Annotated in this window: 21 protein-coding genes; 13 read left to right on the forward strand and 8 right to left on the reverse strand. The window is 54.6% G+C overall.

From position 1 onward, the window contains the following. Positions 1 to 44: 44 nt before the first annotated feature. Both TH30_RS17875 and TH30_RS17880 read right to left on the reverse strand, forming a co-directional pair. Positions 45 to 1691 (reverse strand): U32 family peptidase, encoded by a 1647-nt coding sequence (locus tag TH30_RS17875; protein ID WP_114099463.1) that lies wholly within the window; start codon positions 1689 to 1691, stop codon positions 45 to 47. A 220-nt stretch (positions 1692 to 1911) separates the two neighbouring features. Next, complete coding sequence (locus tag TH30_RS17880) at positions 1912 to 2337, reverse strand: acyl-CoA thioesterase (protein WP_114099464.1); 426 nt, start codon at positions 2335 to 2337, stop codon at positions 1912 to 1914. A gap of 526 nt (positions 2338 to 2863) precedes the next feature. Between TH30_RS17880 and TH30_RS17885 the strand changes: the two genes are divergently transcribed. Genes TH30_RS17885 through TH30_RS17895 form a run of 3 tightly spaced genes read left to right on the forward strand, consistent with a single transcriptional unit; the run spans position 2864 to position 6837 of the window. Continuing rightward, positions 2864 to 4222 (forward strand): NAD(P)-dependent oxidoreductase, encoded by a 1359-nt coding sequence (locus TH30_RS17885; protein ID WP_114099465.1) that lies wholly within the window; start codon positions 2864 to 2866, stop codon positions 4220 to 4222. A 25-nt stretch (positions 4223 to 4247) separates the two neighbouring features. Then, positions 4248 to 5525, forward strand: coding sequence for an NAD-dependent dihydropyrimidine dehydrogenase subunit PreA (gene preA, locus TH30_RS17890; protein WP_114099466.1), 1278 nt, complete (start codon positions 4248 to 4250; stop codon positions 5523 to 5525). A gap of 34 nt (positions 5526 to 5559) precedes the next feature. Further along, on the forward strand, positions 5560 to 6837 hold the full coding sequence (locus TH30_RS17895) for a Zn-dependent hydrolase (RefSeq protein WP_114099467.1): 1278 nt from the start codon (positions 5560 to 5562) through the stop codon (positions 6835 to 6837). Between the two features lie 93 nt (positions 6838 to 6930). Here TH30_RS17895 and TH30_RS17900 read toward each other — a convergent pair whose 3' ends face one another. The 3 genes from TH30_RS17900 to TH30_RS17910 all read right to left on the reverse strand — a co-directional run bounded on the left by TH30_RS17900 (position 6931) and on the right by TH30_RS17910 (position 10218). Next, entirely contained in the window at positions 6931 to 8430 is a 1500-nt protein-coding gene (locus tag TH30_RS17900; RefSeq protein WP_114099468.1) for an alkaline phosphatase D family protein, read from the reverse strand. A gap of 138 nt (positions 8431 to 8568) precedes the next feature. Further along, positions 8569 to 9420: a substrate-binding periplasmic protein gene (locus TH30_RS17905; protein WP_258548780.1), complete on the reverse strand. Its 852-nt coding sequence runs from the start codon at positions 9418 to 9420 to the stop codon at positions 8569 to 8571. A gap of 120 nt (positions 9421 to 9540) precedes the next feature. Beyond that, complete coding sequence (locus TH30_RS17910) at positions 9541 to 10218, reverse strand: TetR/AcrR family transcriptional regulator (RefSeq protein WP_258548781.1); 678 nt, start codon at positions 10216 to 10218, stop codon at positions 9541 to 9543. Positions 10219 to 10671: 453 nt separating this feature from the next. On the opposite strand from TH30_RS17910, the gene aptA reads away from it, so the two are divergent. The 7 genes from aptA to hydA all read left to right on the forward strand — a co-directional run bounded on the left by aptA (position 10672) and on the right by hydA (position 18893). Continuing rightward, a complete protein-coding gene (aptA, locus tag TH30_RS17915) occupies positions 10672 to 12003 on the forward strand; it encodes an omega-aminotransferase AptA (protein ID WP_114099469.1) in 1332 nt (443 codons plus the stop codon). 241 nt (positions 12004 to 12244) lie between these two features. Then, positions 12245 to 13111 carry a nitrilase-related carbon-nitrogen hydrolase gene (locus tag TH30_RS17920; protein WP_114099470.1) on the forward strand — a complete coding sequence of 289 codons (867 nt, stop codon included), beginning with the start codon at positions 12245 to 12247 and terminating at the stop codon, positions 13109 to 13111. Positions 13112 to 13373: 262 nt separating this feature from the next. Beyond that, a complete protein-coding gene (locus tag TH30_RS17925; protein WP_114099506.1) occupies positions 13374 to 14165 on the forward strand; it encodes an ABC transporter ATP-binding protein in 792 nt (263 codons plus the stop codon). Continuing rightward, on the forward strand, positions 14155 to 15084 hold the full coding sequence (locus TH30_RS17930; RefSeq protein WP_258548782.1) for an ABC transporter permease: 930 nt from the start codon (positions 14155 to 14157) through the stop codon (positions 15082 to 15084). The genes TH30_RS17925 and TH30_RS17930 overlap by 11 nt, the downstream gene beginning before the upstream one ends. Further along, the gene (locus tag TH30_RS17935; protein ID WP_114099471.1) at positions 15081 to 16238 is read left to right on the forward strand and encodes an ABC transporter permease; all 1158 of its coding nucleotides are present in this window, start codon (positions 15081 to 15083) and stop codon (positions 16236 to 16238) included. Before TH30_RS17930 ends, TH30_RS17935 begins: the two co-directional genes overlap by 4 nt. Before the next feature lie 61 nt (positions 16239 to 16299). Next, positions 16300 to 17283: an ABC transporter substrate-binding protein gene (locus TH30_RS17940; protein ID WP_114099472.1), complete on the forward strand. Its 984-nt coding sequence runs from the start codon at positions 16300 to 16302 to the stop codon at positions 17281 to 17283. A gap of 158 nt (positions 17284 to 17441) precedes the next feature. Further along, the gene (gene hydA, locus TH30_RS17945; protein WP_114099473.1) at positions 17442 to 18893 is read left to right on the forward strand and encodes a dihydropyrimidinase; all 1452 of its coding nucleotides are present in this window, start codon (positions 17442 to 17444) and stop codon (positions 18891 to 18893) included. A gap of 99 nt (positions 18894 to 18992) precedes the next feature. On the opposite strand, the gene sugE is transcribed toward hydA, so the two are convergent. After that, positions 18993 to 19313 carry a quaternary ammonium compound efflux SMR transporter SugE gene (sugE, locus tag TH30_RS17950; RefSeq protein WP_114099474.1) on the reverse strand — a complete coding sequence of 107 codons (321 nt, stop codon included), beginning with the start codon at positions 19311 to 19313 and terminating at the stop codon, positions 18993 to 18995. Positions 19314 to 19681: 368 nt separating this feature from the next. On the opposite strand from sugE, the gene TH30_RS17955 reads away from it, so the two are divergent. The 3 genes from TH30_RS17955 (at position 19682) to mobA (ending at position 21869) form a co-directional block, all read left to right on the forward strand. After that, the gene (locus tag TH30_RS17955) at positions 19682 to 20608 is read left to right on the forward strand and encodes an SPFH domain-containing protein (RefSeq protein ID WP_114099475.1); all 927 of its coding nucleotides are present in this window, start codon (positions 19682 to 19684) and stop codon (positions 20606 to 20608) included. A gap of 21 nt (positions 20609 to 20629) precedes the next feature. After that, positions 20630 to 21103 (forward strand): NfeD family protein, encoded by a 474-nt coding sequence (locus TH30_RS17960; protein WP_114099476.1) that lies wholly within the window; start codon positions 20630 to 20632, stop codon positions 21101 to 21103. Between the two features lie 115 nt (positions 21104 to 21218). Then, on the forward strand, positions 21219 to 21869 hold the full coding sequence (gene mobA, locus TH30_RS17965) for a molybdenum cofactor guanylyltransferase (protein ID WP_114099508.1): 651 nt from the start codon (positions 21219 to 21221) through the stop codon (positions 21867 to 21869). 15 nt (positions 21870 to 21884) lie between these two features. On the opposite strand, the gene TH30_RS17970 is transcribed toward mobA, so the two are convergent. Then, positions 21885 to 22736: a hypothetical protein gene (locus tag TH30_RS17970; protein ID WP_147252046.1), complete on the reverse strand. Its 852-nt coding sequence runs from the start codon at positions 22734 to 22736 to the stop codon at positions 21885 to 21887. 85 nt (positions 22737 to 22821) lie between these two features. Next, on the reverse strand, positions 22822 to 23715 hold the full coding sequence (locus TH30_RS17975; protein WP_258548783.1) for a tetratricopeptide repeat protein: 894 nt from the start codon (positions 23713 to 23715) through the stop codon (positions 22822 to 22824). Positions 23716 to 23732: the final 17 nt, after the last annotated feature.

Genomic DNA, 23732 nt, shown 5'->3' on the forward strand with positions numbered 1-23732 from the left:
GGGATTGTCCGGCGGCTTTGTGTGATCAGCAATCTGAAGAATGCTTATTCCGCAGCAATCGTCTTGCCGTCTTTTTCAAGCATCTCGCCCTGTTTGCGTTTGGCAAGGATTTCGCGTGCCTTGGCATAGGTGTCATCGTGCCAGAAGATCAGGCAACCGTTACAGCCACGGCCACAACAGCCTTTGGTGCCCACGCGCGGTGTACGGAAAGAACGTTCTTTCTGACGATCATCAAGGGCGGTCTGAAGCGCATCGCGTTTGGCGTCATAGCGGTCTTCATTGCCTTTGCCCATCTCGATCTTGTGGCCTTCCTGATCAAGTTTCAGGCGCTGCCATTCGTCTTCCGAAAGGGCTTTTTCCTTGCGTACGATGGTCATCGGAAGCACTTCGCGACGCAGGAATTCCGGGTCTTCCTGTTCAAACAGCGAGAACGGAAGGCGGATGCGCGGATGGGTGTTGGCGTGGACAGCTTCGCCGACCTTGCCGGTTTTGGCGTCGATGAATTCATACATGCGGATGAAAATGGTCTGACGCGAGCGCGGCGGGACGATTTCAATCACGTCACCGGGCAGCATGCGGTTTTTGACCGACATGATAAAGGCGTCGTCTTCGACTTCCTCGATCATTCCGGCAAATTCCCAATCCGACACATTGGTGTTGCTGTCATAGCCATGCGCATAGTTGGTCAGACGGCCATCATGGAAGGCAAGGGTGTAACCCCGGTTCGGAATGGTCGACAGTTCCTTCATATATTCGTCAGCTGACCAGTTTTCCGGATCCTTGTACCAGTCATCAATCGCCATGCGATAGGCACGGGCAACGAGGCCGGCGTAATAGGGACTTTTGCCGCGGCCTTCGACCTTGAGGCTGTCGACGCCGATTTTCAGGTAATCTTCAAGCTTCGGCATGATGCAAAGATCACGCGAGTTCAGGATATAGGAGCCGCGCTCGTCTTCCTGAATTTCCATCAGCTCGCCCGGACGCATGTCTTCTTCAAGGAAGAAGTCAAACATCTCAAGGTTTTCTTCGGTCAGGTTCAGTTCCTTGACCGTGCCGTCCTTGAGCTTCATATGGACTTTGTATTTCCAGCGGCACGAGTTCGCACAGGCCCCCTGATTGGCGCCACGTTCGGCCATGAAGTTCGACAAAAGGCAACGACCTGAATAGGTCATGCACATCGAACCATGCACAAAGGCCTCGATCTTGATGTCCTGGCATTTTTCGCGGATTTCGGTCAGCTCGGCATAGGAAACCTCGCGGCCGAGCACCACAAGCTTTGCCCCGATGCTTTGCCAGAATTTCACCGACTGCCAGGAACAGACATTGGCCTGTGTCGACACATGCAAATCAAGTTCCGGCGCATGTTCACGCACAAACATGAAAACACCGGGATCAGCAACGATCAGACCATCCGGACGGACCTTGCGCACGGTATCGACATATTCCGGAAGCTTGTCGATATCCTTGTTATGCGAAAACAGGTTCAGCGTCAGATAAACGCGCACACCGTGGCTATGGGCAAAGTCGATGCCTTCGACCACGTCTTCAAGCGACAACTGGCTTTTGACACGCAAGGACAGGTCGGGCGTGCCCATGTAAACGGCGTCTGCACCATAAAGCACAGCCACTTTCAGTTTTTCGAGCGAACCTGCCGGCATCAGCAATTCGGAACGGCGCGATTGATTACTCATCACTTGGGTCTTTTCGTCGGTATGCGGGAAATCTCTCTGTCCCGTTTCATATGGGACTTGGCGCGCTTCATAACATGGCGCGACCAGATTTCCGACCAAAATCGCATATTCAAGCCCGTTTGCATAGGTCGCAGCCCTGCGTACCCGCCATGCCCGGTGCGCAGGGCTGCGGATTATCGTATGCCGACTGGGGGGGGATTGCAGCCAGACCGACGCTCAATCAGGCTTTGGAAACCGGATCCTGCGGATCGGGATCAATCGGGCGCGGACGGCCTTCATCGTCAAGGGCGACGAAGGTAAAGACGCCTTCGGTCACTTTATCAGACGTTTCGGCAAAGCGTGTCTGACGCCAGGCTTCGACATTGATGCGAAGCGATGTGCGCCCGGTATGGATGATTTCGGTAAAGAACGAAACTTCATCGCCGACATGCACCGGGCGCAGGAACGACATGGTATCGACAAAGACCGTGGCGGTTCTGCCCTTGGCCCGGCGTGCGGCTGCGGTGCCCGCGGCAAGGTCCATTTGCGACATCAGCCAGCCGCCAAAGATATCGCCGCTCGGATTGGTATCAGAAGGCATTGCAACGGCCCGGACCGAAGGTTGACGATCGGGAAGGATGTCCGTTGCGGTTTCTTTTGATGTCATTACAGGCGTTCCGAAATGGGTTATTCGCGCAACGTTACTTTAGTTTATCTAATTAAAGCCAGCGTAAAGTATCGCCAAATCAGGGCTCTACCAGATGTCACGTAGTCTGAAACACAATGCGGACCGGGCCGTTTCAGAGGTGAGTTTCAAGGGGAATTCAGCCATATTCAGAGCCTGACAAGAATTCGGATTTTTAATCTTGACCAAATGATCAGGATTGGACATGCTGTATCTGTCAGAGAGAGGCATCTGTACGTGTAATCAACCGGGGATAACCCCGAAACTATAATCACACGACAGATTAGATACTGGGAAAAGTCCGGCATTGTCCGGACGGATACGCCAAGAATGTCAGAACAGGAAGACCCAGAGTTGGTCGGGCTCGCCCGTCCGCGCACGCCATAAATCTATCCTGATCCCGTATGCGGGATCGCAGTGCCCGCGCTGGTCAGACTGTTTTTGCATTCTTGTTTTGTCTCTCGATGACATCAGGAGAGGACGCCTTTTTGGCAGGGAGACAAAACCAATGACCACCTTGCAGGCCAAGCAAGTTTCCAAATCCGGTGCCATCCATGGTGGGGCCGGGCACAATGCAGCAGATGACGGTTTTTCCGATCTGCATCCGGCATATTCCACCCTTCAGGCAATGGCAGAAAGCAATCGTTGCCTCTATTGCTATGACGCCCCTTGTGTCACCGCATGCCCGACATCAATCGACATTCCGACCTTCATCCGCAAGATCAGCACCGGCAACCCGGATGGGGCGGCAAAGACCATTTTGTCGGCCAATATCATGGGCGGCACCTGTGCCCGTGCCTGCCCGACCGAAGTTCTGTGCGAACAGGCCTGTGTGCGCAATGTCGCCGAAGATACCGCCGTTGAAATCGGAAGCCTGCAACGCTTTGCCGTTGATCATCTGATGGCGCGCGATCTGCCCCATCCGTTCAAGCGTGCGCCGGAAACCGGCAAGAATATTGCCGTGATCGGGGCCGGTCCGGCGGGGCTTTCATGTGCGCACCGTGCCGCTATGCTGGGTCACAATGTGACCGTATTCGAAGCCAAGGCAAAGCCGGGCGGTCTGAACGAATATGGTCTGGCCGCCTATAAGATGACCAATGATTTCGCCCAGCGCGAAGTTGAATTCCTGCTTGGCATCGGCGGCATTCGCATCGAATACGGCAAGGCGCTTGGCAAGGATATCAGCCTTGCTGCCCTTAAGGATTCCTATGACGCGGTATTTGTCGGTGTCGGTCTTGGATCGACCAACAATCTTGGACTTACGGGCGAAGATTTCCCGGGCGTTGATGACGCGATCAGCTTTATCGAGAAGCTCCGTCAGACCGAACCGAAATCCGACATGCCGGTTGGCAATAATGTGATTGTCATTGGCGGCGGTAACACCGCAATCGATGCCGCAGTTCAGGCCAAACGCCTTGGTGCCGATGAAGTCACCCTTGTTTACCGTCGCGGTGCCGAAAACATGTCGGCGACCGAGTTCGAACAGGATCTTGCGAAAACCAACGGTGTTGTCGTTCGCTATTGGGCCAAGCCCGTTGCGATCAAGGCCAATGGCAAGCTTCAGGGCATGGAGTTCGAGAAAACCGAACTGGATGCCAGCGGCAAGCTGGTTGGAACCGGCGAGACCTTTGAAGTGCGTGCCGACCAGATTTTGAAAGCCATCGGACAGAAAATCAAAACCGATGACCTTGCCGGAATGGAGATCGCCGGTGGCAAAATCGTGGTCGATGAAAACTATCAGACAACAGCCCCGGGCGTGTTCGCCGGTGGGGACTGCATCAAAAGTGGCGAAGACCTGACTGTTCAGTCGGTCGAGGACGGCAAACAGGCCGCCATCGCCATCGATGCATTCCTGAAATCCGCTTGAACCGTAGCCAAAGGGAGAGAGAAAAATGGCTGATCTAAGCTGCAAAATCGCCGGAATTGATTCGCTTAACCCGTTCTGGCTGGCCTCTGCACCGCCGACCGATAAGAAATACAACGTCGTTCGCGCCTTTGAAGCAGGATGGGGCGGGGTTGTCTGGAAGACGCTGGGCATTGATCCGCCCGTGATCAACGTATCGTCGCGTTATGGTGCCCATCATGACCAGAACCGCCGTCTGCTTGGCATCAACAATATCGAACTGATTTCCGACCGGCCGCTTGCCGTCAACCTTCAGGAAATCCGCGAATGCCGTGCGGAATATCCCGATCATGTCATTATCGGATCGATGATGGCCCCGATCGAGGAGCGCGCCTGGAAGGACCTTGCCCAGCAGATCGCCGAAAGCGGTGTGCACGGGATCGAACTTAACCTTGGTTGCCCGCATGGCATGTGCGAACGCGGTATGGGCTCGGCCATTGGTCAGGTGCCTGAAATGGTTGAGCAGGTCACCCGCTGGGTCAAGGAAAGCGTTGATATTCCAGTCTTTACCAAACTGACGCCAAACATCACCAATATCCTGTGGTCGGCCGAGGCTGCCTATAAGGGCGGGGCGGATGCGGTATCACTGATTAACACCGTTAACTCGATCATTTCGGTCGATATCGATCAGATGGTGCCCGAACCGATGGTCGATGGCAAAGGTACGCATGGCGGTTATTGCGGATCGGCAGTCAAGCCGATTGCACTGAACATGGTTGCTGAAATCGCGCGCAGCCCGGAAACGAAGAACCTTCACATTTCCGGTATCGGTGGCATCACCACCTGGAAAGATGCGGTCGAATTCATGGCGCTGGGGTCTAACGCGGTTCAGGTTTGTACCGCTGCGATGATCTATGGCTTCCGTGTGGTCGATGATCTGATCGACGGCATGAGCCAGTGGATGGATGACAAGGGCTACACCAGTGTCGAACAGTTCACCCGTGCCGCCGTTCCGCAGGTTGCGGACTGGAACGAGCTGAACATGAACTTTGACACCAAGGCCGTGATCAACCCGGATAACTGCATCGAGTGCGGCCGTTGCCATATCGCATGTGAGGATACCTCACATCAGGCAATCACCATGACCAACAAGCCTGAAGGCGGCCGTCTGTTCGAGGTTGTCGACGAGGAATGCGTTGGCTGTAACCTTTGCTATCACATCTGTCCGGTGCCCGATTGCATCACGATGGAACCGGTCAAAACCGACAAGCCGCCAATGACCTGGCCGGAACATCCATTGAACCCGATGCGTATGGCTGCGGAATAATCCATCAGCGCCACCAACCTAAAAGGATTGAATAATGACTCTTCAACCCAGTGTTCGAAATCTGTCAATTGACGGTGACCGCCTTTGGGACAGCCTGATGGAAATGGCCAAAATCGGCAAAACTGCAAAGGACGGCGTATGCCGTCTGGCGCTGACCGATCTTGACCGCGAAAGCCGCGATCTGTTTATCAAATGGTGCGAGGCCGAGGGATGCTCGATCCGCATCGACAAGATGGGCAATATCTTTGCCCGTCGTGAAGGCCGCAACCCCGACCTGCCACCGGTCGTGATGGGCAGTCACCTTGATAGTCAGCCGACCGGCGGTAAATATGACGGCGTTTATGGTGTGCTCTCGGGGCTTGAAGTCATCCGTGCGCTCAATGAAGCCAAATACGAAACCGAAGCCCCGCTGGAAGTTGTGTGCTGGACAAATGAGGAAGGCTCACGTTTTGCACCGGCAATGGTGGCATCAGGCGTTTTTGCCAAGGTGTTTGACCTTGAATACGGTCATTCACGGGCCGATGTTGACGGCAAGACCATGGGCGAGGAACTGACGCGGATCGGCTATATGGGCCCGGACGAGCCGACCATTGATGCCCATCCGATGGGGGCCTATTTCGAAGCCCATATCGAACAGGGCCCGATCCTTGAAGACGAAGGCAAGGATATCGGTATCGTCACCGATGCACAGGGGCAGCGCTGGTACGAAATCAAATTCACCGGTGTCGAAGCCCATGCCGGTCCGACCCCGATGAAAACGCGCAAGGATGCGTTGCTTGGTGCGGCGCGCGTGATTGATCTGGTCAACAAGATCGGTCTGGATCGATCCCCGCTTGCCTGTGCCACGGTGGGCATGATGCAAATCCATCCGAATTCACGCAACGTCATCCCGGGTGAAGTCTTCTTCACCGTTGATTTCCGTCATCCCGATGATGCGGTGCTGGCCGATATGGACAAGGCCCTTCGCGAAGGGGTGGAGAAAATCGCAGCCGAGATCGGCCTTCAGACCGAGCTTGAACAGATTTTCTATTACGCCCCGGTGCCGTTCGATGCATCCTGTGTTGATGCGGTACGCAAGGGTGCGGAACTTGGCGGGTTCTCGGCCCGTGAAATCGTGTCGGGTGCCGGGCATGATGCCTGCTATCTCGCACAGGTCTGCCCGACGGCAATGATCTTTATCCCCTGTGTGGACGGTATTTCGCACAACGAAATCGAGGAAGTCCACAAACACTGGTCGGATGCTGGCGGACAGGTTCTGCTGCACGCGGTTCTGGCCAAGGCTGACGAAACCGTTATGCAGAAATCAGACTGATTTCAGGATTTTCGATCTCCCGTGGCTGACCATGCAGCCACCCAGAGCGGGGCGGGTTTTATACCCGCCCTTCTTCTTGTCCGGATTTCGGGACTAGGCCGGGACCGGGTGAATGACCTTGGTAAAGGGTTCTTCCTGTCCCTCGGCAATCCAGTGCGCCCAATAGCGTTTCTGACCATTGCGATCATCCGGTTCAAGACACAGGAAGTTGCGCGCCCCGACAAATTTGACATCCGCCCCCGGCAGGTTTGCCATCCGCGACTGAATGCCCGGATCAATTTCCTTGTCGTTATCCAGCAGGTGGCGAAGGGCAAACAGTACCATCTTGCTTGGGGCCGGATGGACGATGGCCGATGAAATCAGCTGATTGATGACGCGCGTTTTGCCGCCATATTCCATGCGGTCATTTTGCAGAATACCAAGGGCTGCGACATGAACATCGCCCGACAGAATGGTGATCCGCATGCCGGTTTTCTGGAAATCAAAAAGGCGGTGAACCATGCGGGTGCGTTCGCCCTTGTGGCTTCGGCTGCTCCAGTGATCCTGAAGATCGTCTTCCAGTTCCTGTTGGCCGGGCACCACGCCAAGCAGGCTTTCAAGCACATTGAAATCGGGATAGACCACCGGAATGCTCGACATCACAAACAGATGTTTGATGTCGGCCAGACCCGAAACCCAGTCATAAATCTGTTTCCAGTGATCGTTTGACAGAACCTGACGCTGGCTGCGTTCGGATCGCATATCAAGGCACAAAATGGCGGTATCGCCAATCACATGGCCCATCGAAAACCCGTAATCGGGGGCCAGATAGGCGTCCGGCTTTTGAACGCCCGGCGCGATATGTTGCTGAAAGACGCCAAAGGCTTTGGTTGCGATGGCACCGATCCCCTGAAACACCGCACAGTCCTGACGGGCAGGCGGGTAGGAGCCCCAGCCATCAAAGATGTCATGGTCATCCCAGATCGCAATCGACGGGATGCTGGCCATCATGGCGCGGACTTCCGGCTGTGCCCAGCGTTCGGTGTAAAGGTTGAAATAAAATGCCTCGACCTGCTTTTCCATGATCTTGGTAAAGCTTGCCTTGTTTGCAGCGTCGTTGGGTTTGTTGTTCCATTCCTTGATGGATGGGACGACTTCCCAGATGGAATCCGCATAGACCTGATCGCCGCCCAAAAGCATCAGATGGATGGGCTTGTTGTCATGGCGTTTGGCCATTTCCTGCCACATCCGGTTTTTGACCTCGACACCTTTCATGACCTTTTGCGATGAAAACCCGTTGCAGGATGCATAGGACATGTTGGGTGCATCCCCCTTGGCGGGGAGGGCAATGTTATAATAGACACCGTCTTCAATGCTATAGGTCAGGGTGGCGGGCACATCGGCAAGTGCTGTATCAAAGGCGATGCAATGGGCAAAGCGGTTACCGTTTTGCCAGATCGTTTCCGGCTGACCCGCATTGGCTGCATGGGCGTTCGTAAAGAATATCGGGCAGGGCTGATCGCTGTCGGTGACGATCAGGGCACTTAGTTTCCAGCGATTGCTGGCCTTGTCATATCCCTTGAATGACAGAACGGGTCCCATCAGGATTTTCATTGATCCTCCCCTGCGGTGCGGGCCGCAAAATTAAAGTTTTCCTGAATATAACTTTGACAACTTTAAGTCGAAATCGACGGCAGGAAAAGAGGGCAGGGGCAAACATTCCTTATTCAAGCTGCTGATGGTCAGACCATCCTAGCTGCCGCTTTCGGCATTCAGAATGATGTGATTCTGTGTCCAGAGTTCGAGTGTCCCGTCTTCATCAAGGGCCTCGATCAGCAGATTGATATTTGCAATGTCGCGCACACAGGGGCTTGAGCGGGAAAACAGGAAAAGGACCTCGTTACGGACCAGTGGCGGTTCAACGGCTTTGATCTTGTCGGTCAGTTTGTCACGATACAGGTTGCTCAGACCGTCATAGCGGCCCAGCATGACGTAATCGACGCGACCATTGAGCAGGATATTGAAAATCTTGTTGCCGGTCGGCGAGAAAATCATATCAAGATTATCCTGCGCATAGCGATCCAGTTTGTCGCCATAACTGCCCCCTTGCGGGCGGGCACCGGTATAGCCGATCAGGTCTCGCAGTTCTTCGACATCAAAAAGATTGTCATGTCGTTGAAAGACCATGATGTCATCGGACGCAAAAGCCGTGCTGTAGTGGAACATCTGGTCGCGTTCCGTGGTGAAATAGGCCCCGGCAATGACATCAAGTTCACCCTGTTCGAGCATCTGCAAGGCGCGGGTCCAGGGAATTTCAAGCTGAAGCGACAGATGCGTGCCGGTTTGGGCGCTATAGCGACGCAAGATATCAATCGCAACCCCGACCTGCCGGCCATCGGCATCAATATAGGAAATCGGTTCCCACCCGTCCGCTCCGCCAACAGACATGGTACTGCAAGGCCGCATCAGCGTGCCGTTCAGGGGGGATTTTTCAGATCCATCCGCCGCAAGCGCAAGGCCGTCAAACAAGGAAATCAGGCCACCAACAAGGATGACTGCGATGCAAGCTCCTGCGACGCGGGTCGACGATATGTGACGCGTCATTTTGGTCCCGGGCAATCATGTTGCAGATACTGCGTCTACAGATTTGTCCGGTCGGACGTTTGCACAACTATGCAGAAGTGGTGCCAGTCCACCCCCTTTGAGGTGGTTCCTGGCGAATGATCAGTTAAGCCCGACGCCTTTCAGGATGATTTTAACAACATTTTCCTTGGCCTCGGCGAACTGTTCTTCGCTAAGCGGTTTGTCATTGTTGAAAATCTCGATCTGGCGGCCAAAGTCGGCATAGTGCTGGGTGGTGGCAAAGATCATATACATCAGCGAATAGGGTTCGATGTCATCCATCTTGCCTTCGTCGATCCAGCCCCTGATCACCACAACACGGCTATCAAGCCAATTCTTGACGGTGGTCGAGATGTAATCGGACGAGAATTTGGCCCCACGGATGATTTCATGGGCCCAAAGGCGCGAACCATAGGGGCGGGCACGCGACAAATCCATCTTGGCTTCGATATAGCCGCGCAGGATCACGGCCGGGTCGGCACTGTTGTCAAAGGTCATGGCGGCTTCAAGCCAGTGATCACAGACATCTTCCATGATCCGGCGATACAGCGCCTCCTTGGTGCTGAAATAGTAATGCACGTTGGCCTTGGGCACATTGGCGATTTCGGCAATACGTGCGGTGGTCGCCCCCTTGAAGCCGTAATCGGCAAAAACCTGTTCTGCGGCGGCAAGAATCTGTTCTTCGTTTTCCTGTCGGATCGCGGCCTTGTGTGCCCCGTTTACTGCGGGTTTGGCGCCTATCCGTGTGTCCTGTTTCGAGCCGCTTTTTACTGAGGTCATTCGTGCTCTCTGATTTGTGTCATTTATCTTGACCGTTTGGTCAGGTTAAAATAACCTCTACCACAAATATGCAAAAGAAACTTTTTTATGCGCGTCGTTCTTGACCAGGGTCGAGAGTCGGGTTTGTCCGAAATATCGAACAGCACCGATGAAAGATAAAGAGAAAATAGACGCCATAAATAAAAAACAGGGTCGCTGAAATGGTGTTTGACGGTCGAATATTCGAAACAATTTCCCGGTAGCGTTTAAGCTCTAGTGCGTGGGCGTGTCTCATGCTAACGATTTTTGCGCGCCTGCCTGTCAGGCCGTTCCGGAAATCGAATGTGCGACATTTTGGTCACTTGGCCAAATTTGTCAGGCAAACGGAATAAAAGATGTCAGATGCCGGAAATACGGGTGCCCGCCATCCGTCCGGGATCAGGGAAGTAATAAAAAAGGTACGGGAGACCTTTTATGACAGCCACCACGAAAATCAGCCGTCCGAACGATCTTTCAGCGTTCTGGATGCCTTTTACGGCCAATCGCCAGTTCAAGCAGACCCCACGTATGCTGGTCTCTGCCGATGGCATGTATTACAAAACCGACGATAATCGTGAAATCCTTGACGGTACTGCGGGCCTTTGGTGCTGCAACGCCGGTCACAAGCGTCCGAAAATCGTCGAAGCCGTCAAGGCGCAGATGGACGAACTGGATTATGCGCCAGCATTCCAGATGGGCCATCCCAAGGCGTTTGAACTTGCCAGCCGTCTGGCACAGTTGATGCCGGGCAATCTCAACCATGTTTTCTATACCAACTCCGGTTCTGAATCGGTTGAAACCGCCCTTAAGATTGCACTGGCCTATCACCGCGCACGCGGCGACGGTCAGCGTACCCGTCTGATCGGTCGTGAACGCGGCTATCACGGTGTTAACTTTGGCGGCATTTCGGTTGGTGGTATTTCGGGCAACCGCAAGACCTTTGGCCAGATGCTGGGCGGTGTTGACCATATGCGTCACACCTATCTGCCAGAAGAAAACGGTGTGACCCGCGGGATGCCCGAACATGGCGCGTTCCTGGCCGATGATCTTGAGCGCATTTGCGCGCTGCATGATCCGTCAACCATTGCCGCCGTGATTGTCGAGCCGGTTGCCGGTTCGACCGGCGTTCTGATCCCGCCGAAAGGCTATCTGGAACGTCTGCGCGAGATTTGCACCAAGCATGGCATCCTTCTGATCTTTGATGAAGTCATCACCGGCTTTGGCCGTCTGGGTGCGCCGTTCGCGGTTGACTATTTCGGTGTTCAGCCCGATCTGGTCACGACTGCAAAGGGCCTGACCAACGGGACGATCCCGATGGGGGCGGTCTTTGCGACCGACGAGATTCATGATGCCTTCATGACCGGCCCGGAAAACATGATCGAGCTGTTCCATGGCTATACCTATTCGGGCAACCCGGTTGCCTGTGCGGCTGGCCTTGCGACCCTTGAGACCTATGAAGAAGAAGGTCTTTATGAAAAGGGCAAGGAACTTGGCCAGTATTGGGAAGATGCGGTTCACAGCCTGATTGATCTGCCGCGCGTCAAGGATATCCGTAACCTTGGCCTGATCGGGGCGATCGAACTTGAAGGGATCGAAGGTTTCCCGACCAAGCGTGCCTTCAGTGCATTCCTCAAGGCATTTGAGAAAGGCATCCTGATCCGCACCACGGGCGATATCATTGCGCTTTCACCGCCGCTGATCATTGAAAAATCACATATCGATCAGCTGTTTGGTACATTGCGCGACGTGCTTAAAGAGATCGATTAAGATCGAAGACTGATACCCATCGCCCGGTGACGGGCGATGGGGGCTTGCCGGATCGACAAAAAAATACCTGATCTGGCAACGCCACGGAGGAAACATCTGTTTCGCGATTTTTCCGACCGCGTCCCGTCTGGGAACAGACCCGCATAAAAACAAAAGGGTCTTTGGGGCGCGTAAGGACATAAGTCCGTCAGACCACAAAAGTGGCAAGGACATAAAATATCAGATCAAGGAGGTATCTCGGATGTCAATGCTGAGAGGCGGCCTGATTCAAATGAGCCTTAAGGGTTCAACTGATCAGACCCCCGAAGAAATCCGCAAGGCCATGATCGACGCACATCTGCCCCTTATTGAAGAGGCGGGTAAAAAAGGCGTGCAGGTCCTGTGCTTTCAGGAGGTTTTCACACAGCCCTATTTCTGTCCGAGCCAGGACAAGAAATGGTACGCGGCCGCGGAAAAAATTCCCGATGGTCCGACCACACAACTGATGTGCGAACTGGCAGCCAAATACAAAATGGTGATCGTTGTTCCGATCTATGAGGAAGACATTACCGGGGTGTATTACAACACTGCTGCGGTGATTGACGCCGATGGCACCTATCTTGGTAAATACCGCAAAACCCATATCCCTCATGTCGCCGGTTTCTGGGAGAAATTCTTCTTCAAGCCGGGCGCTTCGGACTGGCCGGTCTTTGAGACCCAGTATTGCAAGCTTGGCGTTTATATCTGCTATGACCGCCACTTCCCGGAAGGCTGGCGTGCGCTGGCGCTTAATGGTGCGGAATATATCGTCAATCCGTCGGCCACGGTTGCAGGCGTCTCGGAATATATCTGGAAACTCGAACAGCCTGCATCGGCGGTTGCCAATGGCTGCTTTATCGGGGCGATCAACCGGGTTGGCCGCGAACAGCCGTGGGATATTGGCGAGTTTTACGGTCAAAGCTATTTCGTCAATCCGCGTGGCGAGATCGAAGCCCAGGCTTCGCGCGACAAGGACGAATTGCTGGTCCATGACATGGATATGTCGATGGTGCGTGAAATCCGCAATAACTGGCAATTCTTCCGCGACCGTCGTCCGTCGACCTATACGCGCCTGACGGACGGAAACTGATTTCTGGATACCGGCAAGCGGGCAAAGATCTGCTTGCCGTTTTGCTTTGACCGACATGAACGGGCCATGATCCCGTAATCCCGGCAATGACCGGGCAGACGCAACACATGCATCTGATCAAATGTTGGCAAGGTCCAGGGCAACGTCCCTGAAGGGAAGCTTCCATCGAGTGTGCCAGAAAAGTCTTTTCTGGTTCCGAGAGAGACATACGATCAGGGGAAACCCCATGACGCTAAAACAAGTCGTCAATAATGTTGCTGAGATGCCCGCATCAAAGAACGCAGTTGTTGATATCAAAAACCTGTCGCTGACCTTTCAGACGGCGGACGGTCCGGTTTATGCGCTTTCTGATGTTGATCTGACGATCAATGAAGGCGATTTCGTTTCCTTTATCGGCCCGTCGGGCTGTGGCAAGACCACGCTGTTGCGCGTGATCGCCGACCTTGAAAAGGCCACCGGGGGCGATATTTCGATCAATGGCGTTTCGCCCGAACAGGCCCGCGAAAACCGCGCTTATGGCTATGTGTTCCAGGCGCCAGCCCTTTTGCCATGGCGTTCGATTGAACGTAACGTCACCTTGCCGCTTGAAATCATGGAGATTTCCAAGGAAGAGCGGATCAAACGTGCGCATGAAGCCCTTAAGCTTGTTGAACTCAACGGTTTTGAAAAGAAATTCCCATGGCAGCTGTCAGGCGGGATGCAGCAACGTGCCTCAATTGCGCGTGCATTGTCATTTGATGCCGATCTGCTTTTGATGGACGAGCCGTTTGGCGCGCTTGATGAAATCGTGCGTGATCACCTTAATGAACAGCTTTTGAAGCTGTGGGCGCGCACCAACAAGACGGTGGCCTTTGTCACCCACTCGATCCCCGAGGCGGTCTATCTGTCGACCAAGATTGTCGTCATGTCACCGCGTCCGGGCCGCATCATTGATGTGATTGAAACCGATTTCCCGCGTGAGCGTAATCTTGATATCCGTGAAACACCGGAATTCCTCGAGATCGCGCATCGGGTTCGCGAAGGTTTGCGCGCGGGGCACAGCAATGACGAGTAACACTGCCACCATGACCGGGTCCCTTGCCGGACCGTCGATCTGGTCCCGGATGATGTCGGGACAGACCGGTCCGGTCTGTGTTGTTCTGATTGCACTGTTTGTTCTCTGGTATGTCGGCGCAGTCTTCATGAATGCACCGACCCAGATCGACAAATACAATCGTGCGGACCAGACCTGGACCACCAGCCAGTTGATCGAAGATACCCTGGCACAGGAACGCCCGATCCTTCCGGCCCCCCACCAGGTGGCACAGGAAATGTACAAGACCATCTTTGCCACCAGCATCACGTCAAAACGCTCGCTGGTTTATCACAGCTGGGTGACGCTTTCCTCGACCCTGCTCGGGTTCGGGATCGGCACCATTCTGGGCATTGTTCTGGCCGTCGGCATTGTGCATGTCATGACGCTTGAAAAAAGCCTGATGCCGTGGGTGATTTCATCGCAAACCATTCCGATCCTTGCCATTGCGCCGATGATCATCGTCGTTCTGGGGGCCATCGGGATCAAGGGCGTTGTGCCCAAGGCGGTGATTTCGACCTATTTGTGCTTCTTCCCTGTGACGATCAGTATGGTCAAGGGGCTTCGGTCGCCGCAAGTCATCCAGCTTGATCTGATGCGGACCTATAATGCCTCGAAATGGCAGACCTTCTGGCAACTGCGGTTGCCATCGGCGATGCCTTATCTGTTTGCCAGCCTGAAAGTCGCGATTGCGATCAGTCTGGTCGGTGCGATTGTCGGTGAATTGCCGACCGGTGCACAGGCCGGTCTGGGTGCACGTCTTCTGGCCGGGTCCTATTACGGTCAGACCATCCAGATCTGGTCAGCGCTTCTGACGGCGGCCTTTGTTGCCGCCATGATGGTGGTGATTGTCGGATGGTGTGAACGCCGCGTCCTTGCCCGGATGGGGGTAAAGGCATGACCGAGATGAAACTTGATAAATTCTGTCTGGTGGGCGCGATTGCAGCCCTTCTGGCGCTGATCTTCCCGCTTGCCGGTATTGATGCCGATACTGGTAAACAGGTCGCCTTTGTCAGTGATATTCCCGGTCTTGCCATTGCCATGGCGCTTTGCGTGATCGCCGGGGCGGCCTTTACCTGGCTTGGCGTGCGTTCCGTCATCAGTGGTGTGATCATTCTGGCCGTCGCGGTGTTTGGCTGCTGGCAGGCGATTGCGACGCTTTATGATCATGGTGTTGCGGGCTTTGCCGGGACCGGTTTCTGGTTGTTCATCCTTTCGCTTTGGGCCTTTGTCTGGCGCGGGATTGATGTGATTGCCAATTACCGTTCTCTGGAAACAGCCAAACAACAGATCGCCAATGTTACCGTGCCGGTGGCGTTCGGGTTTTGGCTTTTGTTTGTCTGGGAAGTTCTGGTTGCCGGATTTGGCGTGCCGCAGGTTCTGTTGCCGCCGCCCAGCATGATCGGTGTGCGGTTTGTTACCTCGACCGATATCATGGCGGCTGATTTCTATCAGACCTTTGTGAAGGCGGTTCTGAGCGGCTATGTGCTTGGATGTGGTTCGGCCTTTGTCATGGCAATTGCCGTGGACCGGGTGCCGTTCCTCAAACGCGGTCTGTTGCCACTGGGCAATATGGTGTCGGCACTGCCGATCATCGGGGTGGCACCGATCATGGTGATGTGGTTTGGCTTTGACTGGCAGTCAAAGGCCGCGGTGATCGTGATCATGACCTTCTTCCCGATGCTGGTGAATACGGTGACCGGGCTTAATGCGGCCGGAAAGCTTGAACGCGACCTGATGGCGACCTATGCGTCGGGTTACTGGTCGACGCTGTTCCGCTTGCGGTTGCCTGCGGCCATGCCGTTCGTATTCAACGCACTTAAAATCAATTCCACGCTTGCGCTGATTGGTGCAATCGTCGCCGAATTTTTCGGCACCCCGATTGTTGGTATGGGCTTCCGCATTTCGACCGAGGTCGGGCGGATGAATATCGACATGGTCTGGGCAGAGATCGCTTTGGCGGCCCTTGCGGGGACCGCCTTCTATGGGGCCGTGGCTTATATCGAGAGAAAAGCGACGTCATGGCATCCATCTTTTCGGGTACGTCGCCATTAAAGGCACAATCAAAGACGGCCCACCGGGAGGACTTGACTACAACCTGAGGAGACATCGACGAATGAAGAAATTGTTTGCGACTGCATTAGGGTTGAGTTTCGGTCTGACATCGCTTTCGGCGATGGCAGCAGATGAAGTAACCTTGCAGCTTAAATGGGTCACACAGGCCCAGTTTGCCGGTTATTACGTGGCACTCGACAAGGGTTTCTACGAAGAAGCCGATCTTGACGTGACCATCAATCCGGGCGGTCCGGATATCGCCCCGCCGCAGGTGATTGCCGGTGGTGGTGCAGATGTGATTATTGACTGGATGCCGTCCGCACTTGCATCGCGTGAAAAAGGCGTGGCGCTGGTCAATATCGCACAGCCCTTTGCCAAATCGGGCATGATGCTGACCTGCCTTAAGGAAACCGGTGTTGAAAGCCCGGATGACTTCCCGGGCCGTACGCTTGGCGTCTGGTTCTTTGGCAACGAATATCCGTTCCTGAGCTGGATGTCGAAGCTTGGCATTCCGACCGATGGCGGCGACAAGGGGGTTACGGTTCTTAAACAGGGCTTTAACGTTGACCCGCTGCTTCAGAAGCAGGCCGATTGCATTTCGACCATGACCTATAACGAATACTGGCAGGTGATTGATGCCGGTATCTCGGAAGGTGATCTCAAGGTCTTCAAATACGAAGATCAGGGTGTCGCGACCCTTGAAGACGGCCTTTATGTTCTTGAAGACAAACTCAAGGACCCGGCATTCGTCGACAAGATGGCGCGTTTCGTAGATGCCAGCATGAAAGGCTGGATGTATGCGAAAGAAAACCCGGAAGAAGCCGCAACCATCGTGCTTGATAACGATGCAACCGGTGCCCAGACCGAAAAACATCAGGTCCGCATGATGACCGAAATTGCCAAACTGCTTGGCGATTCCGGCAAACTCGACGAGGCAGCTTATCAGCGTACCGTTGACAGCCTGCTCTCTGGCGGTTCTGACCCGGTCATCACCAAGGAGCCGGAAGGCGCCTGGACCCATGCGGTGACCGACAAGGTCATGTAATCCGACTTTACCTGTCTGGCGGTGGCATCTTGCGCCGCCAGACAGAATTACCTCCCGAATTTGATGTGAAACGAGATGCCCCGGTGACGTCCGGGAATTGGGTGAAATGCCGGGATGGCCCGCAACTTTTCGCCAAACAGACAGACAAGGAGCCACCCATGTCCATGGTTATTCGTGGCGGAACCATCGTTACCGCCGATCTGACATACAAATCCGATATCCTGATCGAGGACGGCAAGATTGCCGCGATCGGAGACAACCTGACCGGGGACAAGGTGATCGACGCCGATGGCTGCTATGTAATGCCCGGCGGGATTGATCCGCACACCCATATGGAAATGCCCTTTATGGGGACCTATTCCGCCGACGATTTCGAAAGCGGCACCAAGGCGGCTGTTGCCGGTGGCACCACCATGGTGGTTGATTTCTGCCTGCCTTCGCCAAACCAGTCGCTGCTTGAAGCGCTTCAGGCGTGGGACAACAAATCATCCAAGGCGGTTTGCGATTATTCCTTCCACATGGCGATCACCTGGTGGAGCGAGCAGGTCTTTGACGAAATGAAGACCATCGTTCAGGAAAAAGGCATCAACACCTTCAAGCATTTCATGGCCTATAAGGGCGCGCTTATGGTGGATGATGACGAGATGTTTGCATCCTTCTCGCGCTGTTCGGAACTGGGTGCGATGCCGCTTGTCCATGCCGAGAACGGTGACGTTGTCGCCACCCTTCAGCAGAAATTGCTGGCCGAAGGCAATAACGGCCCCGAAGCCCATGCCTATTCCCGCCCGGTCGATGTCGAAGGGGAGGCGTGCAACCGTGCGATCATGATAGCCGATATGGCCAATGTGCCACTTTATATCGTGCATGTTTCCTGCGAACCGGCCCATGAAGCCATTCGTCGCGCGCGTGCCAATGGCAAACGCGTGTTTGGTGAACCGCTGATCCAGCACCTGATCCTTGATGACAGCGAATATAAAAACCCGGACTGGGATCATGCGGCACGTCGCGTCATGTCCCCGCCATTCCGCAGCAAGGAACATCAGGACGGTCTGTGGAACGGTCTGGCATCGGGCAGCTTGCAGGTTGTCGCGACCGACCATTGCGCCTTTACCACCGAACAGAAACGCTATGGCGTTGGCGATTTCACCAAGATCCCGAACGGCACGGGCGGCCTTGAAGACCGCATGCCGCTTCTCTGGAGCTATGGTGTCAATACCGGTCGCCTGACCCCGAACGAATTCGTGGCGGCAACCTCGACCAATATTGCCAAGATTCTCAATATCTATCCGCGCAAGGGTGCGATCCTTGTCGGGGCGGATGCGGATCTTGTGGTCTGGGATCCGAAGGCGTCGAAAACCATTACCGCCAAGCACCAGCAATCGACCATCGATTACAACGTGTTTGAAGGCATCGAGGTCACCGGTCTTCCGCGCTATACGCTCAGCCGTGGTCGCATCGCCGCCGAGGAAGGTGTGGTTCTCGCCAAATGCGGCGACGGCGAATTCATCGCCCGCGAACCCTATCCGGCAGTCAACAAGGCGCTGTCGAAATGGAAAGAAATCACCTCACCTCGCAAGGTCGAACGCAGCGGCATTCCCGCAGGCGTCTAGGCGGCGAACCGAACGAACAAACAGAAACAGGGCAGCCATTGGCTGCCCTGTTTTGCTTTAGGAGTTCTGTGGGAATTCTTTGGGATCTCAGCGGCGCGGTCAGGTCGGGCTGAACAGTTTCAGCATGACGATCCCGCCCAGGATCATGCAGATCGCGATCAGGCGACCGATACTGGCCGCTTCACCCAGCATGACAATGCCGAAAATCACCGCGCCCACTGCGCCAATGCCGGTCCAGATGGCATAGGCCGTGCCAAGCGGAATGGTGCGCATGGCAAGGGCCAGCAACCAGAAGCTGCCGATCATGGTGACAAGGGTAAAGATGGTCGGGATCGGTTTGGTGAAACCTTCGGAATATTTCAGGCCCGACGCCCAGCAAACTTCCAGAACACCGGCGATAATCAATGCAATCCAGGCCATGGGTGGCCTCCTGTCTTAAGGGGCCGTCCCCATTGATCCTGTAACGACATCCGGTCGTCCGGATATCGAGGCGGCAAGCCGCAATGTCTGAACCAAATTTTAGGACAAAGAGACAAGATCGGCAATGCAGAAATGCTGCATTGCGGCAATGTCGGAAATGTGAGGAAACTTCAGGAAACATGCCGAAATTCTAAATTAAATATCGCCATAACCCTGTGTGCACGGGGCATTTTTATTGTGCAATTTGTAGCCCCCGGACATATGATTGATTGTATTGGTATAACGTTCTTCAATCTTGAACTCTGCCTGTGGCGCAAACCGGGAATTGCCCCGGTTGCCTGTCCGGGCAGGCATGTTAAGGGCATCACATGCAATCAACTTTCGCAGTTTTCTCGGTCGCTTTTGTTGTGCTGGCCGCCGTTCTGACCTTTATGAGTGTCAAGATCGTCCCGCAAGGATACGAGTTCACAGTTGAACGATTGGGGCGGTATCTGAAAACACTTGATCCCGGCCTGCATGTGCTTATTCCGCTGTTTGATCGTGTCGGACAACGCATGAGCCTGATGGAACGCGTGCTTGATATTCCAAGTCAGGAAGTGATTTCCAAGGATAACGCATCTGTGGTTGTTGATGGCGTGGTGTTCATCCGTGTGACCAATACCAAGGATGCGTCCTATAAGGTCGAAAGTCTCGATTACGCGGTTCAGAACCTTGCCATGACCAACTTGCGCAGTGTTCTGGGGTCGATGGAGCTTGATGAAATGCTGTCGAACCGCGAAAAGATCAGCGCGTCGCTTTTGATGGTTCTTGATGAAGCCACCAGCGATTGGGGGGTGAAAATCACCCGTGTTGAAATCAAGGACGTCAATCCGCCGGAAGACCTGACCGAAGCCATGAACCGCCAGATGAAGGCCGAACGCGAAAAGCGTGCCCTGATCCTTGAGGCCGATGGCGAACGCGAAGCAAATATCAAACGTGCAGAAGGTGAAAAGTCCGCAGCAGTTCTGGCCGCCGAGGGGCGCATGATTGCTGCCGACCTTGATGCGCAGGCCCGTGAACGTACGGCTGCCGCCGAGGCCAAGGCAACCGAGATTGTCTCGACTGCAATTCGCGATGGTGACATTCAGGCAATCAATTACTTCGTTGCCCAGAAATATGTTGAATCGCTTGGGCAAGTTGCCTCAAGCCCCAACAGCAAGCTGGTCTTCATGCCATTGGATGCATCCGGAATTGTGGGATCGATCGGCGGGGTTTCCGAACTGATCAAGACGATCTCCCAGAAAGACGGCAAGTAACCGACATTTGGAAGTGTTGCGATGGACATGTTTTCGAACCTTGCGGTCGAGTTCTGGCACTGGTGGATACTGGCCTGTGTGTTTCTCGTCCTTGAAATGGTGCTGCCCGGGATCATCTTTTTGTGGTTGTCGATTGCCGCTGCGATTGCGGGGATCATCCTTTTGATCGTTCCTGACATCTCGCCGGAATTCCAGCTGATCGCATTTGGCGTGCTGAGTGTGATTGCGGTGCTGGTTGGCAGGCGTTTTCTGAAACCCGGCCGTTCGGGCACGACGGACGAGGATGTCAGCAGTGCCAGTTCTTCACTGGTTGGCAAAACCGCAATCCTGACCGAAAAAACCGTCAATGGTCAGATCCGTCAAAGCGTGTATGGCTCAAGCTGGGTTCTGGTCGCCGAACGTGACCTTCCCAAGGGACAGAAAGTGCGTGTCAGTGAGGTGAGTGGCAGCAAGCTTCTGATCGAGCCGGTAATGACCGATCCGGAAGAAACCTGATTGCGACTTTACTGTCGTTTGGACGGCTTCTTTAATCCTGACCTCGTTCAATGTGCCGATGTATTGTAAGATCATCGGCACATTTTATATCCAGCTGAAATCCCGGATCCATCGCATGTCATACGGGTCACAAAGTGACAATCATTCAGGCGTAAATATCGCTGGCCTTGTCCTTGCCGGGGGGGAAGGACGCCGGATGGGCGGGGATAAGCCGTTTCGCGAAATCGCCGGTCGGTCCCTGATATCTCTTGCGATTGAAACTGCGCAGCGGCAATGCGGGCATGTGATGATCTCGTCCAATCAATCGCCAGACACCTTTGCCGGTTTTGATATTCCGGTGGTGGCAGATGCTCCTGTACCGGGGCAGGGGCCGCTTGGCGGGATTCTTGGTGGATTGACGGTGATGTCTGATGCGGTGGACTGGCTGGTGACCTTTCCGGTTGACTGCCCGGTGGTGCCCGATGATATGGCACAGGAACTGATTGCTGCGGCAAGGGAGGCGGGGAGCAAAGCCGCCTTCGTTCGTCACGGGGAACGGGACCACTACCTGTCATCGGCATGGCACCGGGATTGTGCGCCGGTGATTGCAGAATTATTGAGCAATGAGCAATATCGGGTTCGTGGACCGCTGATGGCGGTCGATGCGATTGCTGTGCCCTTTGCCATTGATCCCGATCAGCCGACCCTGTTTGCCAACGTCAATACAGGTGACGATCTGGCATCCCTTGCGATGATGCTGAGCAAGGATGATCTGGCCGGGCGATAGGATCGCGCCGGTCAATCAGGGTGTTGCAGCCGCCCAGCGGTCATAGAATGCTTCAAGTTCCTGACGGTTTTGCTGGTCGGAAAGCAAGCTGTTAACAGCATCAATGATTTGTTGGGCCTGCTTTTTATCTCCGCTGCAGGAAACCGGTAACGGCCGGACAGGCACACCCATGATCGGGACCGGTATGGTTTCCCGCCCCAGTTCCCCGGCTTCGCGGTAATAGTTCACATTGACCTGATAGCTGATGAAGCCGTCGATACGACTGACATCAAACAGGCGGATGGTCATTTCTGTGGTCCCGGCGCTTTGGGTCATTTTCGATTGCAGGAAATCATTCACGCCGGGCACCAGTGCCTCGTCAAAGCGATATCCGACCGGCATGCCAATCGACAATTTGTTCTGATGGGCCAGAAGACCAAGATCAACCATGCCGTCACGCATGGCATAGCGCAGCTCGTTGAGTTTTTCGGGCGCGATGAACATGGTTAATGCCTGCAACTCCAGGAGCGGATCAGAAAAGATCAGGAAGTTGCGTCGATAGTCACTTTCGTAAAGAAAGTTGGAGCACATGAATTCACCCTTGGCCATGACATCAAGGGCCCTGGGGATCGGGACCATACGCTTTTCATGACGGTAACCGGGAAGATGGCTGATCAGCCAGTCTGTTGTGCGTTGCAGATATCCGTCACCCGCAGATGGGCCATCGACGATCACAGCAGGAGGTGACGGGGCCTGTTGCCAAACAATCAAAGGGAGGGCAGGATCTGCTGCCTGTGCCTTGCCACCAGATTTCACGAGGCTGGCCGCTGACAGGTAACAGGCAACGGTCAGGCCACTGATCATCAGATATCGAGAAAACTCTCCCACGTCAGATCCCCGCGATTATGCATTAGCATTATGTGTTAGACGGAGGGGGGAGGCAAGGTTGAAAGTCCGGTAATTTACTGTTCTGTCACCGCACGGCGCAGGCCTTCCAGGGGGTCCATGGCTTATAGTTTTCAAAGAAAGTGGCAAGGAACTGGTCAACGCGTTCGCGGTTTGCCGCACGGGCTGTGTCGTCAAGGTCCTTGTCAAATTTTCCACAGTTTTTCTCAACTGCGTCGCCGATGGTTTTCCAGTCGACATCTTCGTTATGACCGGGAAGGCCGGTGGCAATCGCGCACCAGCCAACCGCCTCGGCGGTGTCGTTGACTGAACGGGCTTCTTCGGCCAGATAGGCCGCAGCGCGCATTTCGCCGTTCTGGGCGGCGGCGCGAAGATACTGATACCGTCCGCTGTCGGTTTTGGTGAACCGGTTGGCAAGCAATGTTGCTGCCCGCGGATCACCAAGTTCCCAAGCCTTTTCAAGCAGGGTTTTTGCCGTGTCATTGTGACCCTGATCCATGGCGTCGAGTGCCAGCCACAGCATTGCCTGTGTTTCGCCCTGATCGGCACTTTGCTGATACAGGGCACGGATCTGATCTTTGGGGGCCTGGGAAGCTTCGGCTTTGCGCGCCAGAATGATGCTGGCATCCGGTTGCCGGTTATGTGCGGCCTTTTGCATCAAATCCCAACCGGTATCCTCATTGGCCGGGATGCCGGCACCATTGATCATCTGACAGGATAAAAGATATTGCGCGGTGGCATCCCCATTCTCGGCCAGAGGTCCAAAGATGGCTGCGGACTTTTCAAAATCGCCCTGGCGATAGGCCGTCATGCCATCATCAAGTGCAGAAGCGGCCAAAGCAGGCGCGCTGATACTGGTCAGGGCCGTGGCGATGACAAGAGCCGATGCTGACAGGCGCAGGCCGGTTGCTGTGGAGCCGATCCGGGGCGCGTTCAGAAAGTTGACGATCATGTTTTTCATAGCATTCTGTCTAACAT

The organism is Thalassospira profundimaris, from assembly GCF_003326795.1.
GTDB lineage: Bacteria > Pseudomonadota > Alphaproteobacteria > Rhodospirillales > Thalassospiraceae > Thalassospira > Thalassospira profundimaris_C.